Genomic DNA, 15,299 nt, shown 5'->3' with positions numbered 1-15,299 from the left:
GTGAAAGAAAAGCCGCGACGGGTTCGTCGCGGCTCTTCCGTGTCCGGCGGAGATCAGTGCGGCGAGCCGACCTCGAATTCCGGGGTGGTGTTCAGTACCCGGACGGTGACCTTCTTCTGCTGTCCCGAAAGATCGATCGAGCAATCGAACGTGGTCCCGTTCTCCACCGGTTGGCCGGAAGGACACGTCACGTTCTTCACGTCCGGCTCCCCGTAGTGCTCGTTGAGCACGCGGACGACGCCGTCCTGGACCGACTTCTCGTCGAGAGTGTCACCCGCGAACGCGCCGAGCAGCCAAGCCCCGACGCCGCCCGCGATCACGACGGCCGCCGCGATCCCGCCGATCAGCAAGGCCTTCTTGGAAACCTTGGGCCGCTTCTGGGGCTCCGCGCCGAAAGCGCCGAGCCCGCCGTACTGCGACGACTGTGCCTGCTGGGCGGGCTGGAAGCCTCCGCCGTACTGCCCCTGCGGGGGAGGGCCCGGAACCTGTTGCGGTGCTTGCCAATCCTGCTGCTGCGGCGCGGGCTGCTGCTGCGGTTGCCAAGCCGTACCCGGTGCGGGCGCGGGATTCTGTTGCCAGGGCCCGGAAAACGAGCCGGTGACGCCGGGCTGCTGCTGCCATTGCCCGGTGTAGGAACCGGTGGTCGCGGCATTGGGGTCGTTCTGCTGCCACTGACCCGGATGCGGTCCGGTCGCCTGGCCTTCCTGCTGCCAGCCCTGCTGGTTTCCGGGGTTCGCCGGCGGCTGCCACCACTGCTGCGGCTGTTGCGGCTGCTGTTCGGGCGGCTGGCTCATCGGTGGTCACCTCGGGACATCGAGAGTTTCACGGCGTCGGGACAACGGCGTTCGGACATGCCTCAGACGCCTTTCAACTCGTTGAACCGGCGGTTGAAATCGTCCTTGGCCGCCTTGTCCGGCAGCACGGTGATCTGTGCGGCGTCCGGCAGCTTCGGCAGGTCCTGAGTGCTCGCCTTGCCGGTGAAGCGGAAGTCGTAGCGCAGTTCGAGCTTGTGTCCGCCACCCTCGATCTTGGCGTCCATCACGATCTGGTTCAGCGTTCCGTCCGAGTTGAGGGAGACGGTGGTCCGCACCGGGGCCTTCTTCATGTCGGCCGTGATCGCCCCGCTGATCGACGGGGGCAGGATCTCCACCCGTCGCTCCATGAACTTCCCGAACGGGACGTCGGCGGTCAGCTCGATCCGGTTCTCCGGAAGGCTTTTCGCGCCCTTCACGATCTTCTTGTCCGCGTTGTAGGCCACGGCGATCGCGTCGGCCATCTTGCAGGCGGTGATGATCCCGACCCACGCGCAGGGGATGGTCAGCCCGGCCTCCGACTTCGGCATCGAGACCCACGGCGTCGGGGCGAGGCTCTTGTAGACGGGGCCGAGGTACACGTATTCGACGGCCCCGTCGGCCGGGGTGTACCAATCGATGCTGTCGTCCGGGTTCTTCTGCGAGCGCTGGCGGCTGACCCGGCCTTCCGGCGAACCGGTGCGGGCGGAGGAGATCGTGCTGCGGATGTACTTCTCGTCGAAGCGGAAGTAGGCGCCCGACTCGCTGGTGACGTCGCGCTGGTCGCCGATCGTGTCCTGCAGCTTGTTCATCGCCGTTTCGAATTTGGTGCCGACGTAGGTCGCCGCGTCGTCACCCTTCGGCACGGCCGTGCCCGCGCGCCCCTGGCCGCAGGCGGTGGTGAGCGCCAGTACGGCGCTCAGCACGCACAAGATGGTCGTTGGACGTTTGTTCATCGCCGTTCCCCTGAATCGAGTCCCCCACGCGTGGTGCGCGTCCGGATCGTCTCATCCTCTCCCGCGTAGGACGATGCCGTGGGCGGTTCCGCCACACCGGCGAGGTACAGTTGCGGGGCGCCCGCCGGGCGCCGGTCCTAGTATGGGACCCCGGACCGACCCCCGCTTCGCAGTAGGGTCGGGCGTGGGGGTATCTTCATATGTCGTTGTGCGCTGCGGCGCGTAAGCGCTAGGCCCGCACAGAAACCACACGCAATGTTGACGACGAGGTAGACCCTTGCCCACGTACAGCCCCAAGCCCGGCGACGTCACTCGTGCCTGGCACGTGATCGACGCCGAGGATGTCGTGCTCGGCCGGCTCGCGACCGAGGTCGCCACGCTGCTGCGCGGCAAGCACAAGCCGACCTACGCCCCGCACGTGGACACCGGTGACTTCGTCATCATCGTCAACGCCGAGAAGGTCGCGCTCACCGGTAACAAGCGCGAGCAGAAGTTCGCGTACCGGCACAGCGGTTACCCCGGTGGTCTGCGTAAGCGCTCCTTCGGTGAACTGCTCGACACCAAGCCCGAGCACCTGCTCGAGAAGGTCGTCAAGGGCATGCTCCCGAAGAACAAGCTCGGTCGCGCCCAGGCGAAGAAGCTCAAGGTCTACGCCGGTGCCGAGCACCCGCACGCCGCGCAGCAGCCGCAGGCGCGCGAGATCACCAAGATCGCGCAGGTCGCGCAGTGAGTGAGGAACAGTCTGTGACCAGCACCGAGGAGACCGCGACCGAAGCCGTCGCGACCACGGAGACCGCAGGGACGTCTGCCGAAGCCGTCGCGACCAGCGAGACCCCGGCCACCACGCGCCCGTCGCGTGCCGCCGGTGGCAACGCCCAGACCGTCGGCCGCCGCAAGGAGGCCGTCGTCCGGGTGCGCGTCGTTCCCGGTTCCGGTGAGTTCAAGCTCAACGGCCGCACGCTCGAAGAGTACTTCCCGAACAAGGTGCACCAGCAGCTCATCCGTGAGCCGCTGGTGACGGTCGACAAGCCCGACTCGTTCGACATCTTCGCCAACCTGCACGGTGGCGGGATCTCGGGCCAGGCCGGTGCGCTCCGTCTCGCGATCGCCCGTGCGCTCGTCGAGGTCGACGCCGACGACCGTCCGGCACTGAAGAAGGCCGGCTTCCTGACCCGTGACGCTCGCGCCACGGAGCGGAAGAAGTACGGCCTCAAGAAGGCCCGTAAGGCTCCGCAGTACAGCAAGCGCTGATCGCGCCTCTGGCGCAACCCGCGGAAGCGCCCATCCGTCTCTCGGATGGGCGCTTCCGTGTTTCCGGGGTCTCGGTGTGCCCGAGGGCCCGTTGTCACAGCAGTCCCACGTGCCCCACGCGTTCGCCTTTAGCGGGCTAAACGCGCTCCGCGCGTCGCGTTTAGCCCGCTAAAGGCGAAACCGGGGGTACTGGCTAGGTTGTCGTGGTGGTTTTTCAAGGAGGTCGACAGATGGCTCGTCTATTCGGTACCGACGGCGTACGTGGCCTCGCCAACGAGGAGCTGACCCCGGAGCTGGCGCTCTCGCTCGCCGCCAGCGCCGCCCGCGTCCTCGCCGCCCACGACCGTTCGCACCGTCCGGTCGCGGTCGTCGGCCGTGACCCGCGTGCCAGTGGCGAGATGCTCGAGGCCGCCGTCGTGGCGGGCCTCACCTCCGCCGGTGCCGATGTGCTCCGCCTCGGCGTCCTCCCGACGCCCGCCGTCGCGTACCTGGTCGGCGCGCTCGAAGCGGATCTCGGCGTGATGATCTCCGCCTCCCACAATCCCATGCCCGACAACGGCATCAAGCTCTTCGCGGCCGGCGGGCACAAGCTCCCCGACGGGATCGAGGACGAGATCGAAGCCGGTCTCGCCGCTCCCGTCACCCGCCCGACCGGTATCGGCGTCGGCCGCGTCAAGGACGTCGCGGACGCGGGTGACCGCTACATCCAGCACCTGCTGTCGGCCACCCCGCATCCGCTCGCGGGCCTGCGCGTCGTCGTCGACTGCGCCAACGGCGCGTCGTCCTTCGCCGCCCCCGAGGTCTACCGCAAGGCCGGCGCCGAGGTCATCGCGATCCACGCCGACCCCGATGGCGTGAACATCAACGAGCACTGTGGCTCGAATCACCCCGACGCGTTGCGTGCGGCCGTCGTCGAGCACGGCGCCGACCTCGGGATCGCCCACGACGGTGACGCCGACCGCTGTGTCGCGGTCGACGCCGCGGGTGAACTCATCGACGGCGACCAGATCATGGCCGTCCTCGCGCTCGCCCTCGCCGAGACCGGCGAGCTGACCAAGAACACCCTGGTCGCGACCGTGATGAGCAACCTCGGTCTGCATCTGGCGATGCGCGCGCACGAGATCAACCTCGTCACCACCGCCGTCGGCGACCGCTACGTCCTCGAGGAGCTCCGCGCGAGCGGGTTCGCCCTCGGCGGCGAGCAGTCCGGTCACGTCGTGCTTCCCGCCTACGCGACCACCGGCGACGGTCTCCTCACCGCGCTGCGGGTGATGAGCCGGATGGCGTCCACCGGCAAGTCGCTCGCCGAGCTCGCCGCCGTCATGAACCGTCTGCCGCAGGTGCTGGTGAACGTCCCGGTGGCGGACAAGGCGGCGGTCGCCGTCTCGGCCGCGGTCCGCGACGCCGTCGGCGCCGTCGAGGCCGAACTCGGCGAAAAAGGCCGTGTCCTGCTGCGTCCGTCGGGTACCGAGCAGCTGGTCCGCGTCATGGTCGAGGCCCCCGCGCACGACACCGCACAGGCGGCCGCGGACAGGCTCGCGGGCGTCGTCTCCTCCGCCTCGTAAGCCCTCTCACGATCTTCCCAAGTCGCTGCGCCCGGGTTACCGGCCCGGTACATTCCGTGTGCGGATACCTAGGGGAGGGTGACGGTGACGGGCAACGGGCACAAGGTCGATCCGGCGCAGCTGAACGAGGCGGCCAAGGTCCTGCAGGACCTGCCCAAGCAGGCTTGTGAAGGGCCGATCGGGGCGGTCGAGCAGATCAACCTGAACGCCGGGAGTTTCGGGCCCGCGCACGGGGACAACTTCACCGGCTATTCCGCGAGCATCCAGCGCTTGGCGAAGTGCGCGCGCGGTTACCTCGCGGCCTCGGACGAGTTCGGCCGCAAACTCGCGGCGTCCAAGGACCTTTACCAGTCCAATGAGGATTCCAACGCCGCCGAGATAAGGAAGCACTGATGCCTCTCGCAGACGTCGGCGGCGACACCGGGCACGACATTCCCAGCCGGGCCGAAGTCGAGAAGATCCTCAACGACCCGAACATCGATCGCGACACCAAACGCGAACTCGCCCTCAACTACATCGACTACATCGAGGACGAGACGCCGGAAAGCTGTGGGTTCGCCGGCGAAGCCGAGCGGAACGGCTTCCGGGACTACATCAAGTCGATGAACGGTGACTGGATCACCGAAAGCGACATCGGCTCCAACGATGCCTACCTCGACGACGTCCAGGCGGCCTACAAGACCGCGCAAGAGAAGTACGACGCGAACCAGGCCGCGGGACGGCAGGGCGATCGCGACGCACTGAACAAGGACGCGGCGAAGACCCAGGAGATCGCCGGTCGCGCCACCGAAACCGACCCGGGCTGCGCGAATTCGAACGACATCATGGTCCCCGGTTTGTCGGGGTTCAAGGTCTACGAGATCTTCCACCCGGCCTACGTCCGCGCGCTGAGCCTGGCGGGCGGCGGAGCGGCGGTCTCCCTCGGCGAACTCCAGCGGCTGTACCACGAACAGGACAACATCCCGTTCACCCTGTTCAAGGCGAGCGCGGACGAGCTGACCGCGGTCGGCACGGCCGTCGCCGGGTCGGCGCAGGACGTCTCCGGGAAGCTGGAGAACTCGCTCGGCACCTGGGAAGGCGCCGCGGCCGAACAGGCGCGTGCCTACCAGAAGGCCTATTCGGACAAGACCGGCCTGGTCGCCGAGGCCTTCAAGGCCGCGGGCGACGGACTTCTGCGGACCAACGCCTCGGTGGGCAAGTTCTGCCGCGAAAAGGTCGAGTGGCTGCAGAAGTGGTACACCGACAACATCGACGGCGCGACGGCGCAGGACATCGACCGGATCATCCGCATCGCGGACGGCTCGTGCAGTCAGAACGACATCATCCACTGCGTCAAGTTCCTGAGCATCGAAGCCAAGGACGCGTTCAACGACGACGCCGGCGACATCGACCAGAGCACCATCGACGAGGTCCTCAAACCTCAGGCGGTGGCCTGGTTGAAGAACGTCTTCCTCGCCTGGTTCGGCAAGCACGTCGAGAACTTCCAGCTGGTGTGCGAGAACACGCGCGACGCGATCAACGGCGCGTGGAAGGCGTACTTCGATTCACTCGGCCAGGTGGTCGAGAACCCGTTCGCGGACTTGGGCAAGACCCCGGAGACGGGTGGCGAGAAGCCCGTCGAGAAGGACACCGGTGGTGGTGGCGGTCCCTCGTCGGGTAGTGGCGGTGGCCCGTCTTCCGGTGGGGGCGGGGCAGGCCGCATGACGCCGAGCAATCACGAGAACATCCAACCGGAAAAGCCCGAGGTGCCGGCTCAAGAGAAGAACCCGGTCACGGACAAGCCGCTCGACGTAGACCCGGCCACCGGGAAGCCGTATCCGATCGACCCCCGTACGGGTGAGGCGATCAAGAGCGGCACCGATGGCATCCGGTCCGAGCCGGTGACGGTCGAGCAGGGCGACCGCAAGATCTCCATGGCCGAGCCCGGCGCCGACGGGAAGATGGGCATCTCGGTCCAGGACGGCATCGGCCAGGCCAAGGACTACGACCTCGACTTCGGTGACGGCAAGGCGACGCCGGACGCCGAGCAGTCGGCCTCGCGTCCGACGGCCGACCCGGGCCAAGTCCATCAACCCGGTCCCGACGGCAAGATCCACATCGAAGACGGTGGTCTCAAGATCACCGCGGAACGGCCGGACGGTCCCGGCGGGCCGACGCTGGTGACCGTCGACGACGGGTCCGGGCGGCCGTCGAAGTACACCTTGGGTGAAGACGACCCGCGCCCGGACACCGCTCCGCAGCCCGCCGGAAGGCACGCCACGGAAGGTGCCGCGGTGGCCCGGCCGGTCGAAGAGGTCGCGCGTCAGCAGGCCGAACAGGGTGTCCGCACGCACGACACCACGTCCGGTGGGACCGGCGGCGGAGCGCCCGCGTCGGTGGAACCGGTGGCGGCGGACGGTGATTCCGAATCGACGACGGCGCAGTCGTTGAGCGACCCGTTCGCCGGTGAGGACAACGGACTCGGCGACGCGTCGGATCCGGCCGGAAACGGCGGCGGCGCGTCCGCTCCGTCGGCGCCGCCCGGACTCGGTTCCGCCCCGGGCGGGGGCGCCCAGGATCCGGTCGCGGCCGGTGCGGGGATGATGGGCGGCATGGGCATGATGGGCGGCGGCGCGGCCGGAGGCGGGCAAGGGTCCGGCGAAGACCAGCAGCGCACGTCCGGCGGATACCGGGTCGACGGCGGCCTGTTCGACACCGCGACGACGACGGGCAGCCGGATCAGCGGCTCGCTCGACGACGACGGCGTCATCGGGTTCCGCTAGCGGTCAGGGAGGGCTCAGTGAATCCTGAGGAGGATCTCGCCAGACTCCGGCACAAGCTGGCCGGGCTGGAGCGCGAGAACGGCGACCGGATGTACCTGGTCGACAACCGGGCGACCAAGGCGATCGAGGAGACCCGGGCGGCAGGCGACAAGCTCAAGCAGGAGACGAGCGCGGCGCTGACGGCACGGCTCGAGCAGAAGAGGCGAGCGGAGGCCGCGGGCGGCTGGGCGACCGAGTCGACTCTCAGCGAGAAGGTCGACGACGACGGCGACTTCGGGTTCGAAGAGGACGAGGCCGAGAACGAGCGCCGCGCCGGGTACCGGGCGGCCGACGAGCCGCCGATCGCCTACCGGCCGGCTCCTCCCGCGCCGCAAGCACCTCCGCCTTCGCCTCCGCCGCCTCCGGCCCCGGTCGCCGAAGAGCGTCCGGCCGGGCGGCATCGGCGGGCGGCCGCACGCGGTGACGACGACGATTTCGCCAACACGGACTGGCTGGCGACCTGAGCGGTCAGGTCCGCAGCGCGACGATTGCCCGCTCGACGCCGCGAAGACGGCGTGCGTCTTGTATCGCACTTCTTCGGCGAAATGGTCGGGAGTCAGGATCTCGGCGAGGGCGCGAAGCGCCACTTCGCCCTCGGCGACCGCGACTCGCGAACCGGGACAGGTGTGCCGTCCGAGGCCGAACGCGAGTTCGGCGCCGGGACCCAGCGGGATGGCTAGTTTGTCCCCGGCGGCGAAATCCTTGCCCGCCAAGGAGAACGGCGCGATCACGCGGCGGGCGGCGAAGCGTGTCGGGGCGATTTCGTGGATCAGGCCGCGTACGTCGTCGAGGACGTCCGGGCGGCGTAAAATTTCAAGGGCGGCGAGGGCGAGGAAATTCATGGAGTTCTCGTACGCCGCGTGGGCGAGCATCACGGGCGTGATCATCAGCTCGTCTTCGGTGATCCGGCCCGCTTCGTGCGCTTCGCGGAGCAGGGCCAGCCCGCCGCCTTCGACGGCCGTCGCCTTGAGGAAGAACATCGCGACCCTGAGCGCGGCGGTGTCGGCTCCGGCAGGCCCGCCCGACCAGACGTCCAGGTTCGCGGCGGTCTCCGAAAGATTCGTCAGCAGCTTCTCGCCGAGTGGCTCGACCGTGCCGAGCACCGCCTCCGTCACCCTGGCCGCCGCCGGCCTGGCGAAATCGGCCACCAGGTCGAACCGCGAGAGCGACTTCAGCGGGCTAATCGCGATGCGGAGGTCGGCGAGCACGGCGTCCGGCAGGGGCTCCACCAGGGCGATGACCTCCTTGACGACCGCGCGCAGCCGCCGGTGGTCCGCGCCGTCCATCAGCAGGAGGTTCGGGGTCTCGGCGGCGGCGCCACCCGGGTTCGAGCTGAGCTCGCGGTCGCGCAGCGCCTTGACGCGGTCCGCCGGATCGTCCAGCACGAAGAAGTCGTCCACGCTCGTATGATGCCCATGCCGCGGCCGGAGGATGTGCCAGTGCCCTCGAAACTGTCTGCAGAAGTGCCCGACGAAGTGTTGCGGACCCCGCTCGTGCACCGTTTGCTCGAGCGCGCCGAGGTGGAGCGTCCGGCGTACACGCACCTCGATTGCTCGAACCGGCACGAACCCGTCGAGGACACGCTGACCTGGGCCGAGCTCCTAATCCACGTCCGCGCTGTCGCGGCGAAGCTGCGCGAGCTGATCCAGCCGGGAGACCGCGTCGCGATCACGGCGCGGCAGGACCTCTCTTACGTCGTCGCGTTCTTCGGCGCGCTGTACGCCGGCGCCGTGGCGGTGCCGCTGTCCGCTCCGGACGTCCGCGCCCACCGCGAGCGGCTCGTCGGGGTCCTGAACGACTGCGACGCCGACATCTGGCTCACCTCGGAAGCGCTGGTCGAACGGCTGACGGAGTTCGCCGAGGCCGAGGCGGTTCCGACGCCACGCGAGATCGTCGCCGTCGATACGCTGCCGCTGGATCCGGCGGACCGATCCCTGCCGTCGCCGGTCGCTCCCGAAGACCCCGCCTACCTGCAGTACACCTCCGGCACGACGCGATCACCCGCCGGGGTGATCATCACGCATCGGGCGTTGTCGGCCGCTTGCTGGCAGATCTGCGACGCCTACGACGTCGACGAGCACACCACGTGCGTCGGCTGGATCCCGTTCTTCCACGACATGGGGCTGGCGCAACTGCTCGCGGGGACGATGCACGCCGGCGGCCGGACGGTGTTCATCCCGCCGCTGGAGTTCGTCCGGCGCCCGGAGCGCTGGCTGCTGCTGATGTCGGCGTATCCGAACACGCTCACGGCGGCCCCGAACTTCGCGTACGACCTGGTGACCGAGGCCGTGCCCGAGGCGAAGCGCGCCGAGTACGACCTCTCGACCGTGTCGATCGCGCTCAGCGGCAGTGAACCGGTCCGGGCGGCGACCGTCCGGGATTTCCTCGCGGCGTACGAGCCCCACGGCTTCCCGAGGGGCGCGCTCCGGCCGTCCTACGGCTTGGCCGAGGCGACGGTCTACGTCGCCAGCGGCGATTCCAGCGGTCCGGTGGTGACCGAAGTGGACGGCCGCGAGGTCGTCGAGATCGGCTGGCCACGGGGGCAGCGGGTCCGCGTCGTCGCCCCGTCGGATCGCGTTTTGCCCGCTAAAGTCGACCTGGGCGGGACGGGGGAGATCTGGGTCAAGGGGCCCAACGTGGCGGCCGGGTACTGGCGGCGCCCGGAGCTGACCGCCGAGGTGTTCGACGCCGAACTCGACGGGGAAGGCGGCTGGCTCCGCACCGGCGACCTCGGCACGATCCGGAACGGCGGGCTCTTCGTGACCGGCCGCCTGAAGGATCTGATCATCATCGACGGCCGCAACCACAACCCGCACGACATCGAAGAGACGGTCGCCGCCGCCCATCCCGTCCTCGGTCCGGAGCGAGTCGCGGCGTTCTCGGTCGACGGTGCCGAAGGCGAAGGCGTCGTCGTGGTCGCCGAGCGTGCCCGGAAGGCCCCCGACTTCGACGAATCCGAGATCGCGCGAGCCGCCACCCGCGCCGTCGCCGAGCGGCACGACGTGCGCCTCCGGGCCTTCTTCCTGGTGAAACCCGGCGGGCTGCCGCGGACCTCCAGCGGCAAGGTCGCGCGTTCCGCGGCCAGAACGCGGTACTGGACGCCGGATGGGACAGAATTCCACCATGGCAGCTGACGCGAGCGAGTACGTCGACGAGATCAAGGCCCTCGTCTGCGAGACCTTCGACGTCGATCCGGACACCATCGACGAGAACACGCCCTTCGCCGAGATGGGCGTCGACTCGCGGCGCCGCGTCCGGCTCCTCGCGACGGTCGAGGTGGAGTTCGGTGTGGACCTCGACCTCGACGAGTTGGATCGCCTGGTCGACATCCGGGGCGCGGCGACCGTTCTCGCCGAGGCCGTCGAGGCGGGCGCGAAACCGCGAAAACGTGGTCTACCAGGCTTCTTGCGTCGAAATCGTTTGAGTTAGCAAAGGTGTGAATGTTCCTGCGGTCTCGATGACCGGTGGGTACATTCTGTGTGCATATGCGACGGCACCTGAGGGCACCGGCGTGCGTCGTAGGTAGGACAACGAGGCGGATACAGCGGGACGAAGGGGGCACCGGTCATGCCGGACGGGGGCTACAAAGCCGATTCAGAGGCGATGCTCACGGCGTCGACGTCGTTGGAGCGCGCAGCTGAGAACACGACGTCCGAGGCAGGGAAGGTGGGGCCGACCCAGGTTCAGCCGGCGGACTTCGGCCGGGTGCACAAGGACTACCAAAAGGGCTACGCCACCGGGATCCTCGCCATTTCCGACGCGATGAAGGGCTACGCGGGCCAGCTCACCCAGCTCGCCGGCGGCGTCAGCACCGCGTCGACCCGCTACACCTCATCCGACCAGGCGAACGCCGCGGCTGCCAACAAGGCGGGAGCCCAGTAATGAGTAAACCGACGCCCGCCCAGGTCAAGGAAATCCTGAACGACCCCTACATCACGCAGGGGACCAAGGATGCTTTGCTGAACCCGTTCGCCAACCAGGAAGAAGCGTACAAAAAGGCCGTCGCCGAGCGCGACTCGAACGCGGCCGGAGACAAGAAGCAGAAGGCCGCCGCCGAAAAGGCGGACAAGGACCTCGACTCCTTGTCCCGCCCGGCCGCGGGTGGTTCCACGACCAAATCCGACCAGGTGCTCGACCTCGGGAACCCGGCGCTGGACTTCTTTTCCGAATGGTCCGACCAGGTCTGGAACAAGATGCCGGACAAGCCGTCCGACATCAATTACAAGACCGACATCTGGGACCGGTTCCACGAGAACCGCGAGATCAATTTCCAGAAGATGTTCGACGAGGTCGAGGATCTCGGCGACGCCAAGAAGGCCGTCGAGCAGACCAGGACGGACGCGACTTCGGCGCTGACCACGCTCTTCCATGATTGGAAAGGGCAGGGCGCGACGGCCGCGAAGGTCAAATACGAGCAGCGGATCCAGCCCGACGCGCAAGAACTCATCGCGCAGATGGACGGCGTCATCAAACTGGTGCCGTCGACCATCGACAAGATCTACAGCGCGCTCAAGCTGAAGGTCGATGAAACGTTGAAGCTCCGCGTCGACAAAGTCGCCACGGCGCCTTTGTACATCGCGAAGCAGGTCGTCGAGATCGCGAACGGCAAGGTCGATTCCAAAGAGAAGCTCATGGACGTCGCGTACTGGCTCGACTCCGCGTGTCCGGGCAACAATCTCGCCGAGCGGCTGCGTCACGACGACTGCGATCTGAACGACGGGAACAAGGAATACGCGATCGGGGCCGCGAAACAGTGGCTGAAGGGTTCGTTCGCCACTGAGTTCGGCGAGCGGTACGAGAACTTCAAAAAGCTCTGCAAGAACGCGACCGACACGATCAACACGCAGTACCACGAGCTTTCGCGGTTCATGGAGGACTACACGAACCCGTTCCCCGCGCCCGGGGCCGAGAAGCCGCCCGTCGACGACGGCAAGGGCAAGGGCAACGACAACGGCGGCAACGGTGGCGGAAACGGTGGCGGCAACGGTGGCGGAAGTGGAACCGGGAGCGGCGGTGGAAGCGGCAGCGGTGGCGGTGCCAGCACGCCGCCTGCCGCTTCGGTCCCCGAGGCGCCGAAGCCGGAGGACAAGCCCGCCGAGGGCACGAACCCGGTTACCGGCAAGCCGCTCGAAATGGACCCCGAGACCGGCAAGCCGTACCCGATCGACCCGGCGACGGGTGAGGCGATCAAGGACGGCATCGACGGTCAGGACACCATGACCGTCCAAAAGGGCGACAACAAGATCGAAATGACCGAGCCGGATAAAGACGGCAAAATGGACATCAAGGTCGACGACGGCAAGGGCAACGAGAAGGACTACAAGCTCGACTTCGACGACCCGAAGGGCGAAGAGGGCAAGGACGGCAAGCCCGGCGAAGAGGGCAAGGACGGCGAGTTCGGGCCGAAGGGTGCGGTCAAGGAAGGCGAGCCCGGCGCCGACGGCGTCTACCGGCCCGGTCCGGACGGCAAGATCCACATCCAGGACGGCAACCTCAAGATCACCGCCGAGCAGCCGCAGGGTCCGAACGGCCCGACCGTGGTGACCGTGGACGACGGCAAGGGCGAGCCGACCACCTACACCCTCGACGAAAAGGGTGAGAAGAAGGAGCTCAAGCCCGGCGACGTCCTCGAGACAGATGACCTCAAGAACGGTCTCGACGACCGGAATCCCGGCAATCCGCAGCCCGGCAGGGTCGAAGACGTCCAGACGATGCCCGCCCCGGCCGAAGGCATCGCGCCCCCCGGGGGTGGCTTCAGCGCTCCGGGCGGCGTCGAGGTCGGTGTCGGAGCGGAAGCGACCGCCGCGGTGTCCGCTGAGGCAAGTGGCGCCGCTTCGGGTGCGGCTGGCGATGGCACCGCGCCGGCCGCCAGTGGTGGCGGAGGCGGCGGCAGCTTCGAAGGCGCGCTCGGTGGCGCCATCGACGGCGGTGCGGCGGCTTCGCTGAACGAAGCCGGTTCGCTCGAAGCGGGCATCCAGACCGGGGGCGGCGCGCAGCCGACCGGGGCTGACGCCGGTCTCGGGGTGGCTCCCGGCGGGATGGACCCGGCGCCCGCGAGCGCCGGTGCCGGAAGCTCGCCCGCCGGTATGGGCGGCATGATGGGTGGAATGGGTGCCATGGGCGGCGCGGCCGGTGGTGGCACGGGTGACACGCAACGTGGGTCGAGCCAGTACCGCGTCGAAGGTGGCATTTTCGAGACCAGTGGCGCGGGCGGCCGGATCAGCGGCTCGCTCGACGACGACGGTGGCGACCGTTCGATCAGTTACGAGCGATGATCGGTAGCCGGGGAAAGAGGGAGGACCGATGAGCGCTGTTGACCGGCTGGCGGCCGCCATGTCCAGGCAGGACGCCGCCATCACGGAACAGGTGGAGCAGCGCGGGCTGAGGGAGCGGCACCTCGCCGACGCCAAGGCCCAGGCGATGGACACCATGCAGAAGGACGCCGCCGTCCACGACAAGTACGCCGCCCACATGCAGGAACTGGGGAAGCGGAGCAAGGAGGCGGGCGGCTGGCTGACCGGCAAGACGACCGCCGACCGCAACCACACGATCGGCTTCGACATCGAGGACGACGACAAGCCGGGCGCCCGGTTCGCCGAATTCGGCGCGCGGCCCGACGGCCCGCGGCCTGCGCCACCGCCTCCGCTGCCGCCACTGCCGCTGCCTCCGGTCGCCCCGGGAGTGCCCGGGATCCCGGCGACGGTGGACGTCCCGCCTGCGGCGCCGACGCCGACGCCCGCACCGAGTGCCGCGGCGCCGGAAGCGCCTGGGACGCCCGCGCGTCGTCGAGGTCGTCACGCGCGCGATGACAAGGGATTCGACGACGACGACTTCTCGAACAACTCGTGGATGGTCGACTGATCACACTTCAGGGCCCGGCTCGCCAGAGCCGGGCCCTTTTTTGCCCACTTCGCCCCTGCGGCTCCGCGTCGACTTTAGCCCCCTAAACGCGATCCGGCGCCGCGGTGCCCTCGCTCGGGGCCGCGTCGCCTTTAGCGGGCTAAACGCGACGCGTAGGCAGGCTAAGTAACCGGAAGCGCCTTCGGGACCGGATCGCGTTTAGGGGGCTAAACGCGATCCGAACGGGTCAGGCGGCGGGTTCGTCCGGGGCTTCGATCGGGGCGCGTTTGACGTCGGCGTCCAGCAGCGGCTGGTACTTCGCCGTCCCCGTCAGGTGAGTGAGGAAGAACGCGGTGAACAGCGCCCTCGTCAGCTGCTGGGTCCCGCGGTGCGGCTTCCCGTGCAGCAGCAATTGGCTCCAGTGCCTGCCCTCGGTGACGCCGAGGTGCGACGACTTCCCGAGCGTCCGCAGCTGCACCGGCCCGCCCCACGCGTCCGCGATGGCCTCGGCGTGCCCGACCGGCGGCGCGACCAGATCCTTACCCGCCGCGAGATGCAGGCCGGGCGCGGTCACCGACCGGGCCGACACGGTCGCCGACGGCAGTGTCTGCGCGGGGGTGATGGTCGCGACGGCGCGAATCTCGGGCCGCTCGTCGTTCTCGGCGGCCTGCGCGGCGGCCAACACCGCCGAACCGCCGCCCGTCGAGTGCCCCGCCAAGCCGAGCTTCGCCGGGTCGACGCTGATGCCGTCCGGTCCGAGCCGGACCGCCGTGATCAAGTCGAGTGTGGTGAGCAGGTCGCCGGCCAGCAGCCGGTGCGAAGGCAGCGGCCCGCGCTGGGTGGCCGGAGCCGCCGCGACGATGCCCCAGCTCGCGAGGTGCCGGAGGAGGTGCCGGTAGCTCCCGGTCGGCTGCAACCAGCCGTGCCCGAACGCGATCGCGGGCAGACCGAGCCCGGAACGGGGCGTGAACACGACACCGGGGAGCCCGACCAGGGCGAGGTTGCCGCGCAGAACCTCGTGCGGACCTGGGTGGGACAGCTCCGCGAGCAGCTGCTTGGGCTTGCTGGCCATACTCGTGACCTTACTGCCCGCAC

14 protein-coding genes are annotated in these 15,299 nt (G+C 68.7%); 10 read left to right on the top strand and 4 right to left on the bottom strand.

Annotation, left to right across the window (positions count from 1 at the left end; translation table 11 throughout):
* Nucleotides 1-53: 53 nt before the first annotated feature.
* The gene (locus tag ACZ6DT_RS27545; protein ID WP_465600420.1) at nt 54-794 is read right to left on the bottom strand and encodes a DUF4333 domain-containing protein; all 741 of its coding nucleotides are present in this window, start codon (nt 792-794) and stop codon (nt 54-56) included.
* Between the two features lie 62 nt (nt 795-856).
* Nucleotides 857-1,747 (bottom strand): hypothetical protein, encoded by an 891-nt coding sequence (locus ACZ6DT_RS27540; protein ID WP_465600417.1) that lies wholly within the window; start codon nt 1,745-1,747, stop codon nt 857-859.
* Between the two features lie 277 nt (nt 1,748-2,024).
* Between ACZ6DT_RS27540 and rplM the strand changes: the two genes are divergently transcribed.
* The 5 genes from rplM to ACZ6DT_RS27515 all read left to right on the top strand — a co-directional run bounded on the left by rplM (nt 2,025) and on the right by ACZ6DT_RS27515 (nt 7,325).
* Entirely contained in the window at nt 2,025-2,477 is a 453-nt protein-coding gene (rplM, locus tag ACZ6DT_RS27535) for a 50S ribosomal protein L13 (RefSeq protein ID WP_005166833.1), read from the top strand.
* A gap of 14 nt (nt 2,478-2,491) precedes the next feature.
* On the top strand, nt 2,492-2,998 hold the full coding sequence (gene rpsI, locus ACZ6DT_RS27530) for a 30S ribosomal protein S9 (protein ID WP_465600415.1): 507 nt from the start codon (nt 2,492-2,494) through the stop codon (nt 2,996-2,998).
* A 230-nt stretch (nt 2,999-3,228) separates the two neighbouring features.
* Nucleotides 3,229-4,563: a phosphoglucosamine mutase gene (gene glmM, locus ACZ6DT_RS27525; protein WP_465600412.1), complete on the top strand. Its 1,335-nt coding sequence runs from the start codon at nt 3,229-3,231 to the stop codon at nt 4,561-4,563.
* 78 nt (nt 4,564-4,641) lie between these two features.
* Complete coding sequence (locus ACZ6DT_RS27520) at nt 4,642-4,956, top strand: type VII secretion target (RefSeq protein ID WP_465600409.1); 315 nt, start codon at nt 4,642-4,644, stop codon at nt 4,954-4,956.
* A complete protein-coding gene (locus tag ACZ6DT_RS27515) occupies nt 4,956-7,325 on the top strand; it encodes a hypothetical protein (protein WP_465600407.1) in 2,370 nt (789 codons plus the stop codon). Before ACZ6DT_RS27520 ends, ACZ6DT_RS27515 begins: the two co-directional genes overlap by 1 nt.
* A 14-nt stretch (nt 7,326-7,339) precedes the next feature.
* Here the strand turns inward: ACZ6DT_RS27515 and ACZ6DT_RS27510 are convergent, their stop codons facing one another.
* On the bottom strand, nt 7,340-8,764 hold the full coding sequence (locus ACZ6DT_RS27510; RefSeq protein WP_465600404.1) for a hypothetical protein: 1,425 nt from the start codon (nt 8,762-8,764) through the stop codon (nt 7,340-7,342).
* Nucleotides 8,765-8,779: 15 nt separating this feature from the next.
* Between ACZ6DT_RS27510 and ACZ6DT_RS27505 the strand changes: the two genes are divergently transcribed.
* From ACZ6DT_RS27505 to ACZ6DT_RS27485, 5 genes are all read left to right on the top strand, one after another.
* Complete coding sequence (locus tag ACZ6DT_RS27505; RefSeq protein ID WP_465600401.1) at nt 8,780-10,498, top strand: fatty acyl-AMP ligase; 1,719 nt, start codon at nt 8,780-8,782, stop codon at nt 10,496-10,498.
* The gene (locus ACZ6DT_RS27500; protein ID WP_276366450.1) at nt 10,488-10,793 is read left to right on the top strand and encodes an acyl carrier protein; all 306 of its coding nucleotides are present in this window, start codon (nt 10,488-10,490) and stop codon (nt 10,791-10,793) included. The genes ACZ6DT_RS27505 and ACZ6DT_RS27500 overlap by 11 nt, the downstream gene beginning before the upstream one ends.
* Before the next feature lie 138 nt (nt 10,794-10,931).
* On the top strand, nt 10,932-11,246 hold the full coding sequence (locus ACZ6DT_RS27495; RefSeq protein WP_276366451.1) for a hypothetical protein: 315 nt from the start codon (nt 10,932-10,934) through the stop codon (nt 11,244-11,246).
* Nucleotides 11,246-13,639: a WXG100 family type VII secretion target gene (locus ACZ6DT_RS27490; RefSeq protein WP_465600397.1), complete on the top strand. Its 2,394-nt coding sequence runs from the start codon at nt 11,246-11,248 to the stop codon at nt 13,637-13,639. The genes ACZ6DT_RS27495 and ACZ6DT_RS27490 overlap by 1 nt, the downstream gene beginning before the upstream one ends.
* A gap of 28 nt (nt 13,640-13,667) precedes the next feature.
* Nucleotides 13,668-14,225 (top strand): hypothetical protein, encoded by a 558-nt coding sequence (locus ACZ6DT_RS27485; protein ID WP_465600394.1) that lies wholly within the window; start codon nt 13,668-13,670, stop codon nt 14,223-14,225.
* A gap of 226 nt (nt 14,226-14,451) precedes the next feature.
* Here ACZ6DT_RS27485 and ACZ6DT_RS27480 read toward each other — a convergent pair whose 3' ends face one another.
* Nucleotides 14,452-15,276: a dienelactone hydrolase family protein gene (locus ACZ6DT_RS27480; protein ID WP_465600392.1), complete on the bottom strand. Its 825-nt coding sequence runs from the start codon at nt 15,274-15,276 to the stop codon at nt 14,452-14,454.
* Nucleotides 15,277-15,299 lie beyond the last annotated feature (23 nt).

The organism is Amycolatopsis sp. NPDC041971, from assembly GCF_055588925.1.
The sequence above is the reverse complement of the archived record's forward strand: the minus strand, read 5'-3'. Positions and strand labels throughout refer to the sequence as shown.